The sequence below is a fragment of the Kribbella sp. NPDC049227 genome (assembly GCF_043197265.1).
Classification (GTDB): Bacteria; Actinomycetota; Actinomycetes; order Propionibacteriales; family Kribbellaceae; genus Kribbella.
The window spans coordinates 189116-204801 of record NZ_JBICST010000010.1 but is presented as its reverse complement, the minus strand read 5'-3'; the positions used below and the strand labels follow the sequence as shown (position 1 = coordinate 204801).

The following is a 15686-nucleotide window of genomic DNA, read 5'->3' as shown; positions in this document are numbered from 1 at the left end:
AGGAGCCTCTCGATGGACAAGCTCAGCCGCAAGAACTTCCTCAGGCTCGGTGCCGGAGCCGCACTCGCACCGACCGGCGCCGCCTTCCTCGGCACCGGTGAGGCAGCAGCCGGTCCCGACACCGGCCCCGGCTGGGGTCACGTCGGCGACATCCTCCGCCACACCCGCCCTCCGCGCTTCCGCCCCCGCGACTTCCTGATCACGGCCTTCGGCGCGATCGCAGACGGCACGACCGATGCGACGGCTGCCATCGCGAAGGCGATCGACGCATGTCACCGCTCCGGTGGCGGACGGGTCGTCGTACCGGCCGGAACCTTCAGCACCGGCGCGATCCACCTGAAGTCCAACGTCAACCTGCACGTGTCGGACGGCGCGACGCTCCTGTTCAGCACTGATCCGGCGCAGTACCTGCCGGTCGTACTGACCCGCTTCGAGGGCGCGGAGTGCATGAACTACTCGCCGCTCATCTACGCCCGCGACTGCGAAAACATCGCTGTCACCGGCACCGGCACGCTCGACGGCGGTGCGACCTGGGACGACTGGTGGTCCTGGGTCGGTCCATCGAGCCCGGACGCGCAGGCCCTGCAGCAGATGGCCGAGGACGGCGTACCGGTGAAGGATCGTGTGTTCGGCGCCGGCCACTTCCTGCGCGCCGCGTTCATCGAGACCCAGTCCTGCCGGAACGTGCTGATCGAGGACGTGACGATCCTGCGGTCGCCGTTCTGGGAGATCCACCCCGTGCTGTCGCGCAACATCACCGTGCGCGGCGTCCACATCGACAGCCGTGGTCCCAACAACGACGGCATCGACCCCGAGTCCTCGCAGTACGTCGTGATCCGCGACTGCGTCCTGGACTGCGGCGACGACTGCATCGCGATCAAGTCCGGCCGCGGCGCCGACGGCCTGCGGGTGAACGTGCCGTCGGAGAACATCCTGATCGAGAACTGCACGCTGAACATCCGGTACGGCGCGATCACCATCGGCAGCGAGATGACCGGTGGCGTGCGCAACGTGTTCGTCCGCAACTGCACGGTCGGCAGCCCGAACCTGTACTTCGGTCTGTACATCAAGACCAACTCGGTCCGCGGCGGTTACGCCGAGAACATCTACCTCGACAACCTGCAGATCTCCAACCTCACCAAAGAGGTGGTCTCCTGCAACTTCTACCGCAGCGAGGGCGACACCGGTCCGCTGACGCCACGGGTACGCAACGTCGAACTGCGCAACATCACCGTCGGCCACGCCCGCAACGCGTTCTCGATGTTCGGCTACCCGCGCTCGCCGATCCAGGACTTCCGGTTGATCGACTGCACGTTCACCAGCATCGACGACGTCAGTGAGATCCAGGACGTCGACATGTCGTTCCGCAACTTCACCGTCAACGGCCAGAAGATCACCGACCCGGCGCAACTGCTGTGACGGACGGCTGGTCGGGCGCCGACCGGATCCTGGCCGACGTCCGACCGCCAGTCTTCCCCGATCGCGACTTCCCGATCACGGAGTACGGCGCGACGCCGGAGAACGCGACCGCCGGCCTCGCCCACGCCATCCGCGCGTGTCACGAGGCCGGCGGCGGCCGGGTCGTCGTACCTCCCGGGAGCTGGCACACCGGCACGATCCACCTGCGGTCCGGGGTGAACCTGCACGTGTCCGACGGCGCGACGTTGTTGTTCAGCACCGATCCGATGCAGTACCTGCCGGTCGTCAAGACGCGGTACGAAGGGCTCGAGGTCTACAACTATTCGCCGCTGATCTACGCCAATGGGTGCACCGACATCGCGATCTCCGGCACGGGCACGCTGGACGGCCAGGCCGGCTGGGACAACTGGTGGGGCTGGTTCCACACCTGTGACGAGGACTTCGGACAGCTGCGCCAGCAGGCGGCGTTCGGCATCCCTGTGACGGAGCGGGTGTACGGCGGCGGGCACCACCTGCGGTCGAGCTTCATCCAGCCGTACGAATGCACGAACGTGCTGATCGAAGGCGTGACGATAGTCCGGTCGCCGTTCTGGCAGGTCCATCCGGTGCTGTGCCGGAACGTGACTGTGCAGGACGTCGTCATCGACAGCCAGGGTCCGAACAACGACGGCGTCGACCTCGAGTCGTGCCGCTCGGTGGTGATCCGCGGCTGCACGTTCGACGCCGGCGACGACTGTGTCGCGCTCAAGTCCGGCCGCGAGGCGGACGGGCTGCTGGTGAACGTACCGACCGAGGACGTCCTGATCGAGCAGTGCGTGATGCGGGTCAAGTACGGCGCGATCACTCTCGGGTCCGACCTGACCGGCGGGATCCGCAACGTGTTCGTCCGCGACTGCACGATCGGCGGTCCGAGCCTGTACTTCGGTCTGTACATCAAGACCAACGCGATTCGCGGCGGCTTCGCGGAGAACGTCTATCTGAAGGACCTGACGATCTCCAACCTCACCAAGGAGGTTGTCCAGTGCAACTTCTTCCGCGGTGAGGGTGACACCGGGCCGCTCACGCCGTACGTGCGCAACGTGGAGCTGCGCGGCATCAAGGTCGAGCGGGCTCGCAACGCCTTGATGCTGCGCGGCTACCGGCGTTCACCGATCGAGGACTTCCGGCTGATCGACTGCAGTTTCACCGTGGACGCACCCAGCACCGTGCAGCACGCGGCGCTGAGCTTCGACAACGTCTCCGTCAACGGTCGCCCGATCACCGACGTCCACCAGCTCCGCTGACCTCACGGCAGGTGGGCGCAGTGGACGTCCAGGTCCCAGAGGATGACGGACAGGGCGTACGGGCTGATCGTGTGATCGCCGTGGGTGGCGTCCTCGAGCAGCTCCCAGTGGCCGTTCGACTCGTTGCTGACGGCATCGGTGCCGATGACCGCGATCCGCTGCCGGACGGCTGCCTCGTAGGAGCGGTGACCGACCCCGTTGAAGCAGCACTCGTCGAAGCGATTGAGGATCTGGAGCTGCCGGCGGTTCCTCCCGACCGCCGCGAGCGCATAGAGGTCCGGGAAGTCGGCCAGTCCGTAGAACCCGGGCTGCATGTCCTGCCGCTGCTCCCAGTCCCCGCGCGTCGGGCTGGGCTTCGGCGAGCCCGGCCGGACGAAGAACGGCAACGATCCGGCCGTCGGGTAGGACCGGGTGATCCGCGGATCGAGCGCCGGGTAGATGGTCGTCGCCCAGCCACCGCCGGACAACCCGACCATCTGCACCGACGACGGCCGGTAGGTCTTCTGAACGTAGTTCGCCGAGACCGCGAGCGGCTCGAGGAACAGCGCGAGCGGGGAGTACTCCTCGGACTCCCATTGCGGGAGATCGTTGTGTGACGGCTGCAGCTGCACCGACGGGTCGGCCGGGTCCTGGATGGTCTTCGGGTTCCAGTGGTAGAACGGCATCGCGAACAGCAGCACCGTGTAGCCGTGGTCGAGCAGCCCCTGCGCCACCCGCTGCATCGTGTCGAGCGGCTCGCCGTGCCCGTTGTGGTAGAACGCGACCCGGCGATGCTTGCTCCGCGTCGGCTCCAGGACGAAGACGGTCGCGACGTACCCGAACGGCATCGACACTTCGAGCCGGTCGTAGCGACGGACGCCGGTGAACGCGGGCAACTCGGCCGGCACACCGACGTCGCGTCGTACTGCCGGAAGTCCGGTCGGCATGACACCGGTGTCCTTCCAGACCTGGGCGACCAGCTGCGGACGGAGCGCGTCGGCGTCCGCGGCGGTGTGGATCTTCATCAGGTCCTCGACGTCGACCCCGACGACGACCTCAGGCAGAGTCTTGTACACCGCAGCGTGGGCGGCGGCGATCTCGGCGTTCACCGGCGCGACGGGGCGCGGTGCCGATCCGCCCGCCGGTGCGGTGGGTGTGTCAGCGGACGCCACAGCCGGCCAGCCGGTTGCGGTGGTGGCGGTCACGGCGAGAGCTCCTCCGAGCACGGATCTGCGATTGACGATGCTCATTCTGGTTCACCTTTCGGGGCGGGGAACGACCGGGTGCCAGCCGCCGAAGACGGACGACGGGTCGCGCAGGTGCGCCGCCTCGTCGTCGCCGAGCTGCCGGGAGCACGCCAGTCGTGCACTGGTGTCGAGTGGGCGGCCGGCGAGGTCGGTGCTGTGGTACTCCCAGAACCGGACCTGACCGGCGGCCGCGCAGTCGTTGGGGCTGGTGATCTGGAAGCCGGTCGTCTTCACGTGCCTGTCCATCGCGGAGTCGATGAAGACGACCTGGCTGGTCGGGAACCGGCTGAGCTCGGCCCGCGCGAGGAACACGCTGTCGTCAGGCACCTCGGGAGCCCGGGTCAGCCGGACCCGGAGGAAGATGTTGCCGGGACCGTTGTCGGTGTTGCGGACCTGGTTGTAGTAGCCCTCGTGCAGCGCCTTCAGCTCCGAGTCCTGCATGAAGACACCTCCGGTCCCCCAGACGAAGTCCACATCGCCCTCGACGTAGCTGTCGGTCACGAAGGCTTGCCCCTGCAGCCGCAGGCTGTCCTGGTACCCGAGGATCCGGACCCGGGCGAGCACCATCCGGTTGCCGTTGCCGAAGAACGCCTCGGCCTGGGACCCGCGGTACGGCGTGAGGTTCTGCACGGTCACGTCCGTCATCGTGAAGTCGTCGGCGAACACGCCCATCGCAGCGCGCCAGCAGTTGAACCGATCCGACTGCGGGATGACGCGGCGCTGACAGTACGCCTGCTCGATCGGCACGTTCGCCATCGCGGAGTCGCCGTTCAGCAGGTTGTTGTTCGGGTAGCCGATCACCGTTCGGCCGGCGCCCGCGCCCACGATGGTGATCCCGGGCTTGGTCGGCGGGACCCAGACCAGCTCACGGTAGAGGCCCGGCGCCACGTCGATCGTCGCTTTGTCGCCCTCGGCCACGAAGTCGATCGCCGCTTGCACTGTGCAGAAGTCCGCGTGACCGTTGCCGTTGACACTCAACCGGCCGTCGGTCCGCGGGTCCTGCCGGCTCCGGAACGTCCAGCCCTTCGTGATCCCGGGATGGCCGACGACGAACCCTGGATCGAGTGTCACGGAGTACACCTGCCCGGGCGCGAGCCGCTGGTGCGGATGGATCGATACGGTCCGGCCGTCGACGACCACTGGCTGGTACGTCCACGTGTGCAGCTCACCGAAGTCGGTCCGCGCGTCACCGACCGAGCGCTGGTACGACGTGAGGTCCGCGAGGTCGATGGTGTCGACGACCTCGCCGCCGGCCTTGTGGATCTGAAGTCTGCCGCGGACACCGAGTCGGACCGGCCCGCGGAAGGTCATCGTCAGCGGGGTGTCCGAGCAGGTGGCGTTCGCCGTACCTCTTGGTGACAGCTTCGCCGTGTCACCTGGGTTGCTCGGCTGCCAGCCGGTGAGATGTTCGAGCACCGTGGTCAGCTTGGCGGCAGCGACCTGGTGGCCCTGCACGTTGGGGTGGGTGCTGCCGTTGTAGTCGTCCCGTCCGAGCCAGCCGGTCGTGTCGACGTACACGATCCTTCGGTCCTTGGCGGCGCGGACCGCCGCGGCGATGTCGGCGGCGTGCGTGCCGTTGAAGGGGCGCAGAGCAACGATCAGGGCGCGCGGATCGGCGGCGCGGATCTTGTGGAGATAGGCGAGGTACGCCGGGGTGAACTCGGCGCTGTCGTAGGCGGTGTCATTCGTGCCGAAGTTGACGACGACCGCGCCCGGGTCGGCCGGCTCGGCCGGGAAGCCGGCCAGGTTCCAGCCGAACGAGTCTGCCGCGGTGCCGACATTGCCGTGACCAGGCTGGAGGATGCCCTGCTTGCCGAAGCCGACCTGGTTCGTGTCCGCGCCGAACGCTTCACCGACCAGATGCGGGTAGCTCTTGCTCCCGTCGGCACAGTCGCTGCCGAGCTCCGCACACAAGGCCATCACGCCTTGGGTGATCGAGTCGCCGTAGAACTCGATGCGATGCTCGGCCGTCGTCGGCAACGGGACCAGTTGTGCCAAGGGGGCCAGCTCGATCTTCTCCAGTACGACGCCGGACTGCAGCGGCACCGTCCAGCGGTTCGCGTACTCGTCCACGTCCTTGACCACGATCTCGGCGGTGTGCGCGAAGGCCGGATCGAGTCCCTCGGCGAAGACCTTGTGGTCCTCGTCGACCTTCACCAGCACCGGATCGCCGCCGTCGATCGCGACGTACAGCTGGGCCGGGTTCGTGATCGCCTCGGTGTCGAACCAGGCGCCGAGCCGGTCACCGGTGAAGCGGAACCTCAGCGACGAGCCGGAGTTCACCGTGATCGCCACGTCGTCGTCGCGGCCCCAGTGACCGTCCAGCTCGATCCGCGGATCGAACGGTCCGAACGTCGCCGGGTTGGCGGCAGCGGTCGCCGTACCGGCCGGCACGGTCAGGGTCGCGAGGCCCAGCAGGACGGCCAGGCACAGGCTGAACAGGCGGTTTCTCACGGTGGTCTCCTCGCGCGGACCGCCGTGGCAGATGCCCGGGGCGGTGGGCGGGTAATCCTTTTCCTCGGCTACCGTCGCAGCGCTTCGAGGCTGCGTCAAGACCTCGGAAGGCAGAATCGGGCGGAAACGGGAAAAGGTTTACATCGCTGTGGTGGCAGCGATCGTGGCGCGGACATGGTCCAATGATCCGGTGAGAAAGCCGACCAGCGACCGAACCTCCGCCGGCCGGGCCACGATCCACGACGTGGCCCGGCTCGCGGAGGTGTCGACGGCGACCGTGTCCCGGGTGCTCAGCGGTGGCAAGCCGGTCTCGCCCCAGGTGGCGGACAGGGTGCGCGCGGCTGCGCAGGCGGTCGGCTACCGGCCCAACCCCGCGGCGCAGACGCTGTTGCGCGGCAGCAGTCAGACCATCGGCGTGGTGGTGCCCGACCTGGGCAACCCGTACTTCGCGGAGATCCTGAAGGGCATCGCGGCCGAAGCCGCCGGAGACGGGCATCACACGCTGGTCGCCGGGACCGAGGAGGATCCGGAGCAGGAGTACCGGTCCGCGATCGAGCTGGCGCGCTGGGTCGACGGCCTGTTGCTGTGTGCGCCGCGGATGAGCGCTCCACAGCTCAAGGAGGTCGCCGAGGCCAGCCGCCGGCTGGTGCTGATCAACCGGGTTCTGCGCCATCCGTCCGTCGGGGCTGTGGTCGTCGACTATCACCACGGAGTCCGGGAGCTGTGTGCCCACCTGGCGTCGCTCGGGCACGAGCGGATCGTCTACCTGGAAGGGCCGGCGACCGCCTGGTCCGATCAGCAACGGCAGCGTGGCTTCCGCGCGGCCGGTCTGCCGGTGACCCGGGTGGCGTGCGGCTCGTCGCTCCGCGACGGGTATGCGGCGGTCGACGAGGCGCTGACCCACGAACCGACCGCACTGATCGCCTTCAACGATCACGTCGCCGTGGGCGTGCTGAGCCGGCTGCGAGAGCTGGGTGTCACGGTGCCGGACGACCTGTCCGTGGTCGGTATCGACGACGCTCCGATGAGCGCCCACACCGACCCCGGACTGACGACGTACGCCGTCTCGACGGTGGAACTGGGCCGCCAGGCGTGGCAGCACTTCGGTCCCACCGCCTCGACGGCGACCACTCACCTGTCGGGTGAGCTGGTGGTTCGGGGGTCGACGGCCCGGCCGCGACGGCGTCGTACGGTCAAGCCGTCGCGGTGAAGCTGTAGGTGCCTGAGCTGACTGTGCACACCTGCTGACCCAGTGGCTGTCCGGACTCGCGGACCGAGTCGGGGTCCGGGGTTGGGACGTGGACCGTCGCGGTCGCTCCCGGTGGCACGACGACATCCAGACGGAGTACGCCGTCGGTGACCTCCCAGCGAGTGGAGACTCTGCCCGCCGGTGTGTCGTAGGAGCCCTGCGCCCAGGTCAGGCGGCCGCCGGGGCGCGGCCTGATCACCAGGTCCCGGAAGCCGGCCGACTCCGGTGACTGGCTGATCCCGGCGACGTCGGCGTACAGCCATTCGCCGACCGAGCCGAGCGAGTAGTGGTTGAAGGAGTTCATCGCGACCGGGCCGAAGCCGTTCTCCTCGGTCCAGCCGTCCCAGCGCTCCCAGATCGTCGTCGCGCCGTGCTTGATCGAGTAACCCCAGGACGGATACCGGTCGTCGTGCAGCAGGTCGTACGCGAGGTCGGAGTGCCCGTACTTCGTCAGGATCGGGCACAGCAGCGCGACTCCGGCGAACCCCGTCGTCAGTGAACGGTCCCTCCGCTCCAGGTCAGCGACGAGGTGCTTGACCGCCACCTCCTCTTCGGGAAGCAGTCCGAAGGCCAGTGGCAGCAGATAGCCGGTCTGGGTGTCACCACGGACCTTGCCCTCGGCATCCACGAACTCCTTCCGGAATGCCTGCCCGATCTGCTCCCACAGCTCGCCGTACGCGACGGCTTCCTCCTCGAGACCGAGCACCCGAGCGGCCGCGGCGGTGAACTCGACGCTGCGGGCGAAGTAGGCGGTCGCGAGGACGTCCCGGTCAGTGCGGACGCCGACCTGCAGCCAGTCGCCGTAGTGCCCGCTGGTGCGGTTGCGCCAGATCAGATCCGGGTTGGCGCGGTGGACGTAGTCGACCCAGCGCCGCATCGACGGCCAGGCCTTCCGCAGTACGCGATCGTCGCCGTACATGCGGTAGAGCGTCCACGGCACGATGGTCGCCGCGTCGGCCCAGGCCGGTGTGCCGTGGCGTCCGGTGATGACATGCGGGATGACGTCGGGGATCGCGCCGTCGTCGGTCTGTGCGATGGCGAGGTCGGCGAGCCAGCCGTCGAAGAAGGTGAGGACATCGGCCTGGTACGCCGCGGTGGGCAGGAAGATCTGCGCATCCGCGGTCCAGCCGAGTCGCTCGTCGCGCTGCGGGCAGTCGGTCGGGACGCTGACGAAGTTGCCGCGCTGACCCCAGCGGATGTTGCTCAGCAGTTGGTTGACGCCCGGATCGGAGCACTCGAAGCGCCCGGCCACCGGAGTGTCGGAGTGGAGCGCCCGACCGGTCACGTCATCCGTGGTGAGCTCGCCCGGGTAGCCGTCGATCTCGGCGTACCGGAAGCCGTGGACGGTGAAGATCGGCTCGAAGTACTCCTCTGCGGCGCCGGCGCTGACGAAGTAGTCCGTGGCGTCGGCGGTGCGGAGATTGGCGGTGTAGAGCTCTCCGTCGGACTCGAGCATCTCGCCATGTCTCAGGCGGATGCGGTCGCCGGCCTGTGCGCCACGGATGCGCAGCCGGATCCGACCGGCGATGTTCTGACCGAGGTCGACGATGAAGCGGCCGGGCGCACGCGCCGTGACCTCGGTGGCCGCCAGGTCCTCGGTGACGCGCACTGGTTCGGTGGTGGCGGCGATCAGCGTCGACGGGTCGGCGCCCATGTCTCCCGCGGGCGCCCAGCCGGCGGCGTCGTACCCAGGGCTCGACCAGTCGCCAAGCTCGAGTCTGGCGTCGTACGACTCGCCCATCAATAGGTCGGCGAAGCGGATCGGACCGGGGCGTTCGACCCAGCTCGCGTCCGTCGCGACGACGGTGCGGGAGCCATCGGGGTGGTCGACCACGAGTTGCGCGAGCAGTTGCGGCTTCTTGCCGTAGTGGTGCGCGTGACTGCGCGTGTCCCAGCCGACGTACCCGGACCACCAGCCCTCACCGAGCACCGCGCCGATGACGTTCTCGCCCTCACGCAGGAGGTGCGTGACGTCGTACGTCTGGTAGGCGAGGCGCTCGCGGTAGTCCGTCCAGCCTGGTGTCAGCTCGTCGGCACCAACGCGCTGACCGTTGGCGCTGAGCTGGTAGAGGCCGTGCGCTGTGGCGTAGACGCGGGCTCTCGCGACCGGCTGCTTCAGCTCGAAGGAGCGGCGGTAGTAGCGCGGCGGTGCGATGGTGGCCTGGCGCACCGACCGCGGCTCTGCACGGTCGACCGGGGGCTCGAACTTCGGATCGGTGTCGTAGTCGTGTTCGAGCCAGTGCGCCTCCCACTCCTCTTTGTTGAGGAGACCGGTGGCGAACGTCGACGATGCCTCGGCCTGGGCGCCGGCGGCGTCCCGGACCTGCAGCGTCCACACGTAGTCGGTCTGCGACGTGAGCGGTGCGCCACCGTGGTCGACGTATGTCTGGTCGTCGGTCCGCCAACCTGAGTCCCAGACCTGTACGCCGTCACGCAGCAGACGGACCCGGAACGCGTCCTGGCGGTCGCCACGCAGCGGTGACGCCAACCGCCAGCTCAGCCGGGGACGGTAGGACCCGATGCCCAGCGGCATGGTCCGGTGCTCGCAGCGCAGGTCGTACGGCGTCAGTGCCTCGACTGTCGGTGGATCGGTCAGCAGCCAGCCTGTTGTCACCAGGACCACTCCGTCTCGGGTCGGTGGAGTTGGTAGTCGCGCAGACCGCCGGCGTGTTCCGGCCGATCGCCGTACATGGGCCGGGACCGGCCGGGCGGATCGATCGCGACCACGTCGTCGCCACGCCAGGTGGTCCGGAATTCGTTGCCGGCGGCAAGCTCGGTCGTGGTCTGCTCGACCATCGGGAAGGTCACCGTGATCCGCTCCCCGGGCCGCGGCTGCGGGATCGCGAGGTAGCCGTCCGGCGCCCAGATGCGCTCGGCGCCGGTGCGTGTCTCGTCGCCTCGGTCGAGCGTCAGCCGCGCGTACCCCGCCCATTCGGGGATGCGGACACGCAGTTCCTCCACCGGCTCGTTGATGTGAAGCTCGACCTTGCCCTCTACCGGCAGGTGGCTCAGGACGTCGACTGCGTGATGCGCGCGGGTGAGGAGCAGGTTGACGCGGGTGACCTCCGCGTCGCCGGTGACGATGCTGTTCCACGCCCAGAAGAGTCCGCGAACGCCGGAACCGACGCAGCACGCCTGTACGTCGTTGGTGTGGCCGCGGCCCAGGGGTACGTCGGAGACGTAGTCGTTCGGAGCGCCGTACCCGCAGAACGCGCCCAGGACTCGCTCGCCCACGTCGACGTACGTCCGCCAGCCCGGCTCGTCACCTGACCGGTCCGGGGCGGACTCCACCCAGCTCACGTCGCGCAACTGCGACGCTGCGAGGTGGTTGCGGACGAATCGCTCCACCACCGACCAGTACGACGTCAGTCCGTTGCCGGCGAGCGTCGCACCCAGTCCGATGAGGTCGACGAGTGAGCAGGTCTCGTGCTCGTAGCGCTGGTCGGCCAGGTCACCTGGTGTCCAGCCGTACCTGGTGGCCTGGGTGAGCACCCAGTCGTAGCTGCGTCTGGTGAACTCGGTCAGTCCGTGGTCGCCGGTGTGCCTCGCGAGTCTGGCCAATCCCTCCAGCGTGCCGACGCGCGTGTGGAAGTGGCCGCTGCGGTACGCGCGGGCCGGGTTGAAGCTGCCGTCGGGGAGGAACACGCCGCTCTTGTCGATGATGAGACGGGCGAACCACTCGCAGAGCTCGAGGGCGTCGCTGTTGCCAGTCGCCTGGTGGTACCGCAGCAGCGGCATGATCAGGCGGCCGGAGAAGGACGCGGGGTCCGGTGCTAGGTGGAGGTCGATGGCGTTCGACGAGGGCCAGCCTTCGGTGGTGAACTCCGAGGCCGGGTAGAACCAGACGTCGCGTTCCTTGATGGCGATCCGCTTCAGTGCCGCGACTTGTGCGTCTGCTGCCTTCTGTGCTTCCGGATCGCCGGTGGCGACGACCGTGGTCGTCAGGGCGAGCAGAGTGGCGCGCTGGTCGATCAGATTGGCGTTCGGCAGCCAGTGCCCGCGCGGGTGGACGCGGCGGTACGTCAGACCGTCCTCGCCGAGCAGCGCGAACAGGGTCTCCCGGTAGCGGTCGGCGATCACGTCCCAGTGCGGGTCCCACTGCGGGTTGCCGCCGGTCATCTGGCGGGCCAGCAGGATCGCATCGGTCAGCCGGCCGTGGCTGGAGCCGTAGTCCCAGTCGCCGTGGTCCAGCCGGGCCGGACGGGACAGCAGGTTCGCGCTGAAGAACGGGATGCCGCCCAGGTCCTCGTCGGCCAGGCCGGTCACCGCGTTCATCGCCAGCGCGGCCCGCTCCTCGAGCAGCAGGGTCGCCGGGATCGTCACCATGAGGAAAACCTTTACCCCCAGCCGCGGCGATGTCAACGGGCTATCCACAGATTGGCTGATCGGCCTTGTTTTCTTGAGGTTTCCCGGCGGAGACTGGCGGGACCCGATCGAAGGAGAATGCTGATGAGGGCAGCCGTGCTGGAGGCACCGCGACAGGTCTCGGTGAGTGAGGTGCCGGATCCGGACGTTGGTGGAGACGTGCTGCTTTGGATGCGTGCGGTCGGGTTGTGCGGGTCCGACCTGCATACCTGGCTCGGGCACCACCCGTTCCGGAAGCCACCGGTCGTGCTCGGACATGAGGGCGCCGGGGAGGTGGTGGCGTCGGGCGACTCGCGCTTCGGCATCGGCGATCGAGTCGCCGTGCTGCCTGCGTTGTCGTGCTGGGAGTGCACACGCTGCGAGGCCGGGAATCCTCATTTGTGCGTGCACAAACGGGTCCCGGGCGGCGGATGGCCCGGGATGCTGAGTGAGTACTTCGCGGCGCCGGCGCGAGTGCTGGTGCCGTTGAGCGACGAGATCGGGTACGACGAGGGCGCGATGATCGAGCCGGTCGCGGTGGCCTGGCGCTCGACGTCCGGGGTTCGGGCGGGTGATGCGGTCGCTGTGCTCGGTGGTGGGGCGATCGGGGCGCTGGCGGCTGCTGTTGCGCGGCAGCGTGGGGCTCGTGCGGTGCTGGTGAGTGACATCAAGCAGCACAATCGGGACTTCCTTGCGTCGCAGGGCGTTGACGCGGTGGTGGATCCGTCTGACTTGGAGGTTGTCGGGGCTGGGGTCAGTGGTGGGGACGGGTTCGATGTGGTCGTGGTGGCGTCCGGGCATCCGAGTTGTCTGGCTGAGGCGTTGGCGCTGTGCCGGCCGCGGGGGCAGGTGGTGCTGCTGCCGATGTTCGGTGCGTCTCTGACGGTGGATCTGAATCCTGTGGTGCTGAAGGAGGTGACGATCCAGGGGTCGACGATCTACACGCCGGCGGACTTCGCTGCTGCGGCCCGGCTGGTGAACCATCGTGTGCTGGACGTCCGGCCGTACATCACGTCGGTGGTCGGGTTGGGCGAAGTGCCCGGAGTACTCGAGGCGATCGACGCCGGCTCAGACCACGTCAAGACGCAGATCGACCCGACCCGATGAGCCGGTCGGAGGTCGTCGCGACGTACCTGGTGGAGAGTTACCTCCCGCTGGAGCAGGCCGCGGAGGTGATGGCAGGCGAACAGTCAACAGGCACGTTCGTGGCAGTCGCCCGTGAGACACCCGAACTACGCAACCGCTTCGCAGCCCGAGTGGTCGGGATCGAGCCCGCCGCATCCTCGGGTGCCGATCTTCCTGGTGCGATCCGGCCGGCGGGGGCGCGGCGGCGGAGTGGGGTGGTGCGGATCGCCTTCGGATTGGACAACTTCGGCCCGTCCCTGCCGAACCTTCTGGCCGCGGTCGCCGGCAACCTCTTCGAACTCCGCCAACTCGCCGGCATCCGGCTACTCGATCTGTCCTTGCCCGACGCGTTCGCGGGACGCTACCCAGGTCCGCAGTACGGCGTCATCGGCACCCGTCAGCTGCTCAACCGACCAGACGGCGTACTGCTCGGCACCATCGTGAAGCCCAGCATCGGCCTGCCGCCCGAGGAGCTGCGCATCCTCGTCCGCGAACTGGCCGAGGCCGGCATCGACTTCATCAAAGACGACGAACTGATGGGCAACCCACCACACTCACCACTCGCCGACCGAGTCAGAGTGGTGACCGAGGAGCTGGACAAAGTCGCGGCCCGCACCGGACGACGCCCGATGTACGCCTTCAACATCACCGACGACCTGGACCGGATGGCCGCCAACCACGACCTGGTCCACGCCGCCGGCGGGACCTGCGTCATGGTCTGCATCAACCTCATCGGCCTGCCCGGCCTCGCGTGGCTGCGCGAGCGCTGCGCCCTCCCCATCCACGGCCACCGCGCCATGACCGGCGTCTTCACGCGAGCACCACAACTGGGCATCGACTTCGTAGCCTGGTCGAAGCTGGCGCGCCTGGCCGGCGCAGACCACCTCCACACCAACGGCCTGTCCAACAAGTTCTACGAAACAGACGACGAGGTACTCCGCTCAATCGCCGCAGTCCGCGAACCGCTCCTGGGCGGGTACCAAACCCTCCCCGTCCTCTCATCGGGCCAGACCCCCGGCCTAGCCCCGGAAACCTACCGTCGGACCGGCACCACAGACCTCCTGGTCCTCGCCGGCGGCGGCATCCACGGCCACGCCGACGGCCCCGCCGCCGGCGTCACCGCCTTGCGAGCCGCCTGGCAATGCGCGACCTCCGGCGGCGACCTCACCGAAACCGCCCACCAGATCCCCGCCCTCCAACGAGCCCTGGAAACCTTCGGCGCTGCCACCTCCACCGCAGCCGGCGCATCCGGGGCGGACGGAGGCGGGCGTGGTTGAGGTTGCGTTCTACGGGGACGACTTCACGGGATCGACGGATGCGTTGGCCCAGTTCACCCGGGTGGGGCTCAGTGGTGTCCTGCTGGTGACGATGCCTGCGTGGGACGAGCTGCAGGTGTTGGCCCGGCAGTACGACGTGATCGGGGTGGCCGGGGTCGCGCGCTCATTGCCACCCGACGAGCAGGAAGCCGAGATCCGCCCGATCCTCCAGGCCCTGCGCGACCTCGGTCCGCGCTTCGTTCAGTACAAGGTCTGCTCGACCGCCGACTCCTCCCCCACCCTCGGCAGCCTTGGCCGCGCCCTGGAAGTCGGCCGCTCGATCTTCGGCCCAGCCGTCGTACCAATCCTCATCGCACAACCAGACCTGGGCCGCTACACAGTCTTCAGCCACCACTTCGCCGCCGAAGCAGGCGCCATCCACCGCCTCGACCGACAACCCACCATGTCATCCCACCCCGCCACCCCCATGCGCGAATCCGACCTCCGCCTACACCTGGCGAACCAAACCAACCTCCGCATCGGCGCCATCCACCTAACGTCCTATGCCGATCTCCCCGCCCACGACGCCCAGTCGACGTACGACGCCCTCGTCCTCGACGCCCTAACAGATGCCGACCTCCAAGCCATTGCCCGCACAATCCTCATCCCACCTACCACCCCCGCCTTCGCCATAGGCTCCGGCGGCCTCTCCAAAGCCCTGGCCACAGCCCTCACCACCCCGACCACGCAGCAGACGAACCACGCGATGCCTGGCCGGGATGGCCGAGATGGCCGAGCGCAGGTAGGCGGCGTCGCCGGCCAGGTGCTGGTCGTCTCCGGCAGCCAGTCGCCTCGGACCGCCGAACAGATCGCCCGCGCAGTTGCGTCCGGCTGGCATTCACTGCCGCTCACCTACCGACCGGCCGCGGTGTCCGACGGCTCACCCGCGGTCGCCGCCGAAGCAGTTCGCGCACTGAACGCTGGTGCACCTGGCGTCGTGGTGCACACGGGCGAGGCAACTGGCCGAGCCACGGGCGAGCTGCTCGGTGCCTTCAGCAAGGAACTCGCCGCAGTCGTGCGGGAAGTCGTTCGTAACACCCAGGTGCGAAGGGTCGTGGTCGCCGGCGGCGACACGTCCGGCCGTGTACTCCGCGATCTCGGAGTCACCGCGCTGGAACCATCGCCCACCACCCCGAGCCACCTAGGCCAAGGCCTCACCCTCTGCACCGCCATCACCGGTGACCCTCAGCTCAACGGCACCCAGTTCCTCCTCAAACCCGGCCAACTCGGCGCCCCAAACCTCTTCGACGCCCTACGCCAGGCCTGAACA

The 15686-nt window shown here is 68.4% G+C and carries 10 protein-coding genes; 6 read left to right on the top strand and 4 right to left on the bottom strand.

The window, feature by feature from the left end:
- The first annotated feature begins 12 nt into the window (after positions 1-12).
- Both ACGFH6_RS40340 and ACGFH6_RS40335 read left to right on the top strand, forming a co-directional pair.
- Positions 13-1419 (top strand): glycoside hydrolase family 28 protein, encoded by a 1407-nt coding sequence (locus ACGFH6_RS40340; RefSeq protein ID WP_393395644.1) that lies wholly within the window; start codon positions 13-15, stop codon positions 1417-1419.
- Positions 1416-2702, top strand: coding sequence for a glycoside hydrolase family 28 protein (locus ACGFH6_RS40335; RefSeq protein WP_393395641.1), 1287 nt, complete (start codon positions 1416-1418; stop codon positions 2700-2702). Before ACGFH6_RS40340 ends, ACGFH6_RS40335 begins: the two co-directional genes overlap by 4 nt.
- A 2-nt stretch (positions 2703-2704) precedes the next feature.
- On the opposite strand, the gene ACGFH6_RS40330 is transcribed toward ACGFH6_RS40335, so the two are convergent.
- Positions 2705-3931 carry a hypothetical protein gene (locus ACGFH6_RS40330; RefSeq protein ID WP_393395638.1) on the bottom strand — a complete coding sequence of 409 codons (1227 nt, stop codon included), beginning with the start codon at positions 3929-3931 and terminating at the stop codon, positions 2705-2707.
- A gap of 6 nt (positions 3932-3937) precedes the next feature.
- A complete protein-coding gene (locus ACGFH6_RS40325) occupies positions 3938-6382 on the bottom strand; it encodes a pectinesterase family protein (protein ID WP_393395635.1) in 2445 nt (814 codons plus the stop codon).
- Positions 6383-6572: 190 nt separating this feature from the next.
- Between ACGFH6_RS40325 and ACGFH6_RS40320 the strand changes: the two genes are divergently transcribed.
- Positions 6573-7592: a LacI family DNA-binding transcriptional regulator gene (locus ACGFH6_RS40320; RefSeq protein WP_393395632.1), complete on the top strand. Its 1020-nt coding sequence runs from the start codon at positions 6573-6575 to the stop codon at positions 7590-7592.
- On the opposite strand, the gene ACGFH6_RS40315 is transcribed toward ACGFH6_RS40320, so the two are convergent.
- A complete protein-coding gene (locus ACGFH6_RS40315; protein ID WP_393395629.1) occupies positions 7576-10245 on the bottom strand; it encodes a family 78 glycoside hydrolase catalytic domain in 2670 nt (889 codons plus the stop codon). The two genes, ACGFH6_RS40320 and ACGFH6_RS40315, sit on opposite strands and share 17 nt — an antisense overlap.
- Positions 10242-11957 (bottom strand): hypothetical protein, encoded by a 1716-nt coding sequence (locus ACGFH6_RS40310; protein ID WP_393395626.1) that lies wholly within the window; start codon positions 11955-11957, stop codon positions 10242-10244. Before ACGFH6_RS40310 ends, ACGFH6_RS40315 begins: the two co-directional genes overlap by 4 nt.
- A gap of 123 nt (positions 11958-12080) precedes the next feature.
- Between ACGFH6_RS40310 and ACGFH6_RS40305 the strand changes: the two genes are divergently transcribed.
- The 3 genes from ACGFH6_RS40305 to ACGFH6_RS40295 are packed head-to-tail and all read left to right on the top strand — an operon-like array spanning position 12081 to position 15683.
- Positions 12081-13082, top strand: a complete 1002-nt coding sequence (locus ACGFH6_RS40305) for a zinc-binding dehydrogenase (protein WP_393395623.1) — start codon at positions 12081-12083, stop codon at positions 13080-13082.
- Entirely contained in the window at positions 13079-14377 is a 1299-nt protein-coding gene (locus tag ACGFH6_RS40300) for a RuBisCO large subunit C-terminal-like domain-containing protein (RefSeq protein WP_393395620.1), read from the top strand. The genes ACGFH6_RS40305 and ACGFH6_RS40300 overlap by 4 nt, the downstream gene beginning before the upstream one ends.
- Positions 14370-15683: a four-carbon acid sugar kinase family protein gene (locus ACGFH6_RS40295; protein WP_393395617.1), complete on the top strand. Its 1314-nt coding sequence runs from the start codon at positions 14370-14372 to the stop codon at positions 15681-15683. The genes ACGFH6_RS40300 and ACGFH6_RS40295 overlap by 8 nt, the downstream gene beginning before the upstream one ends.
- The last annotated feature ends 3 nt before the right edge of the window (positions 15684-15686 follow it).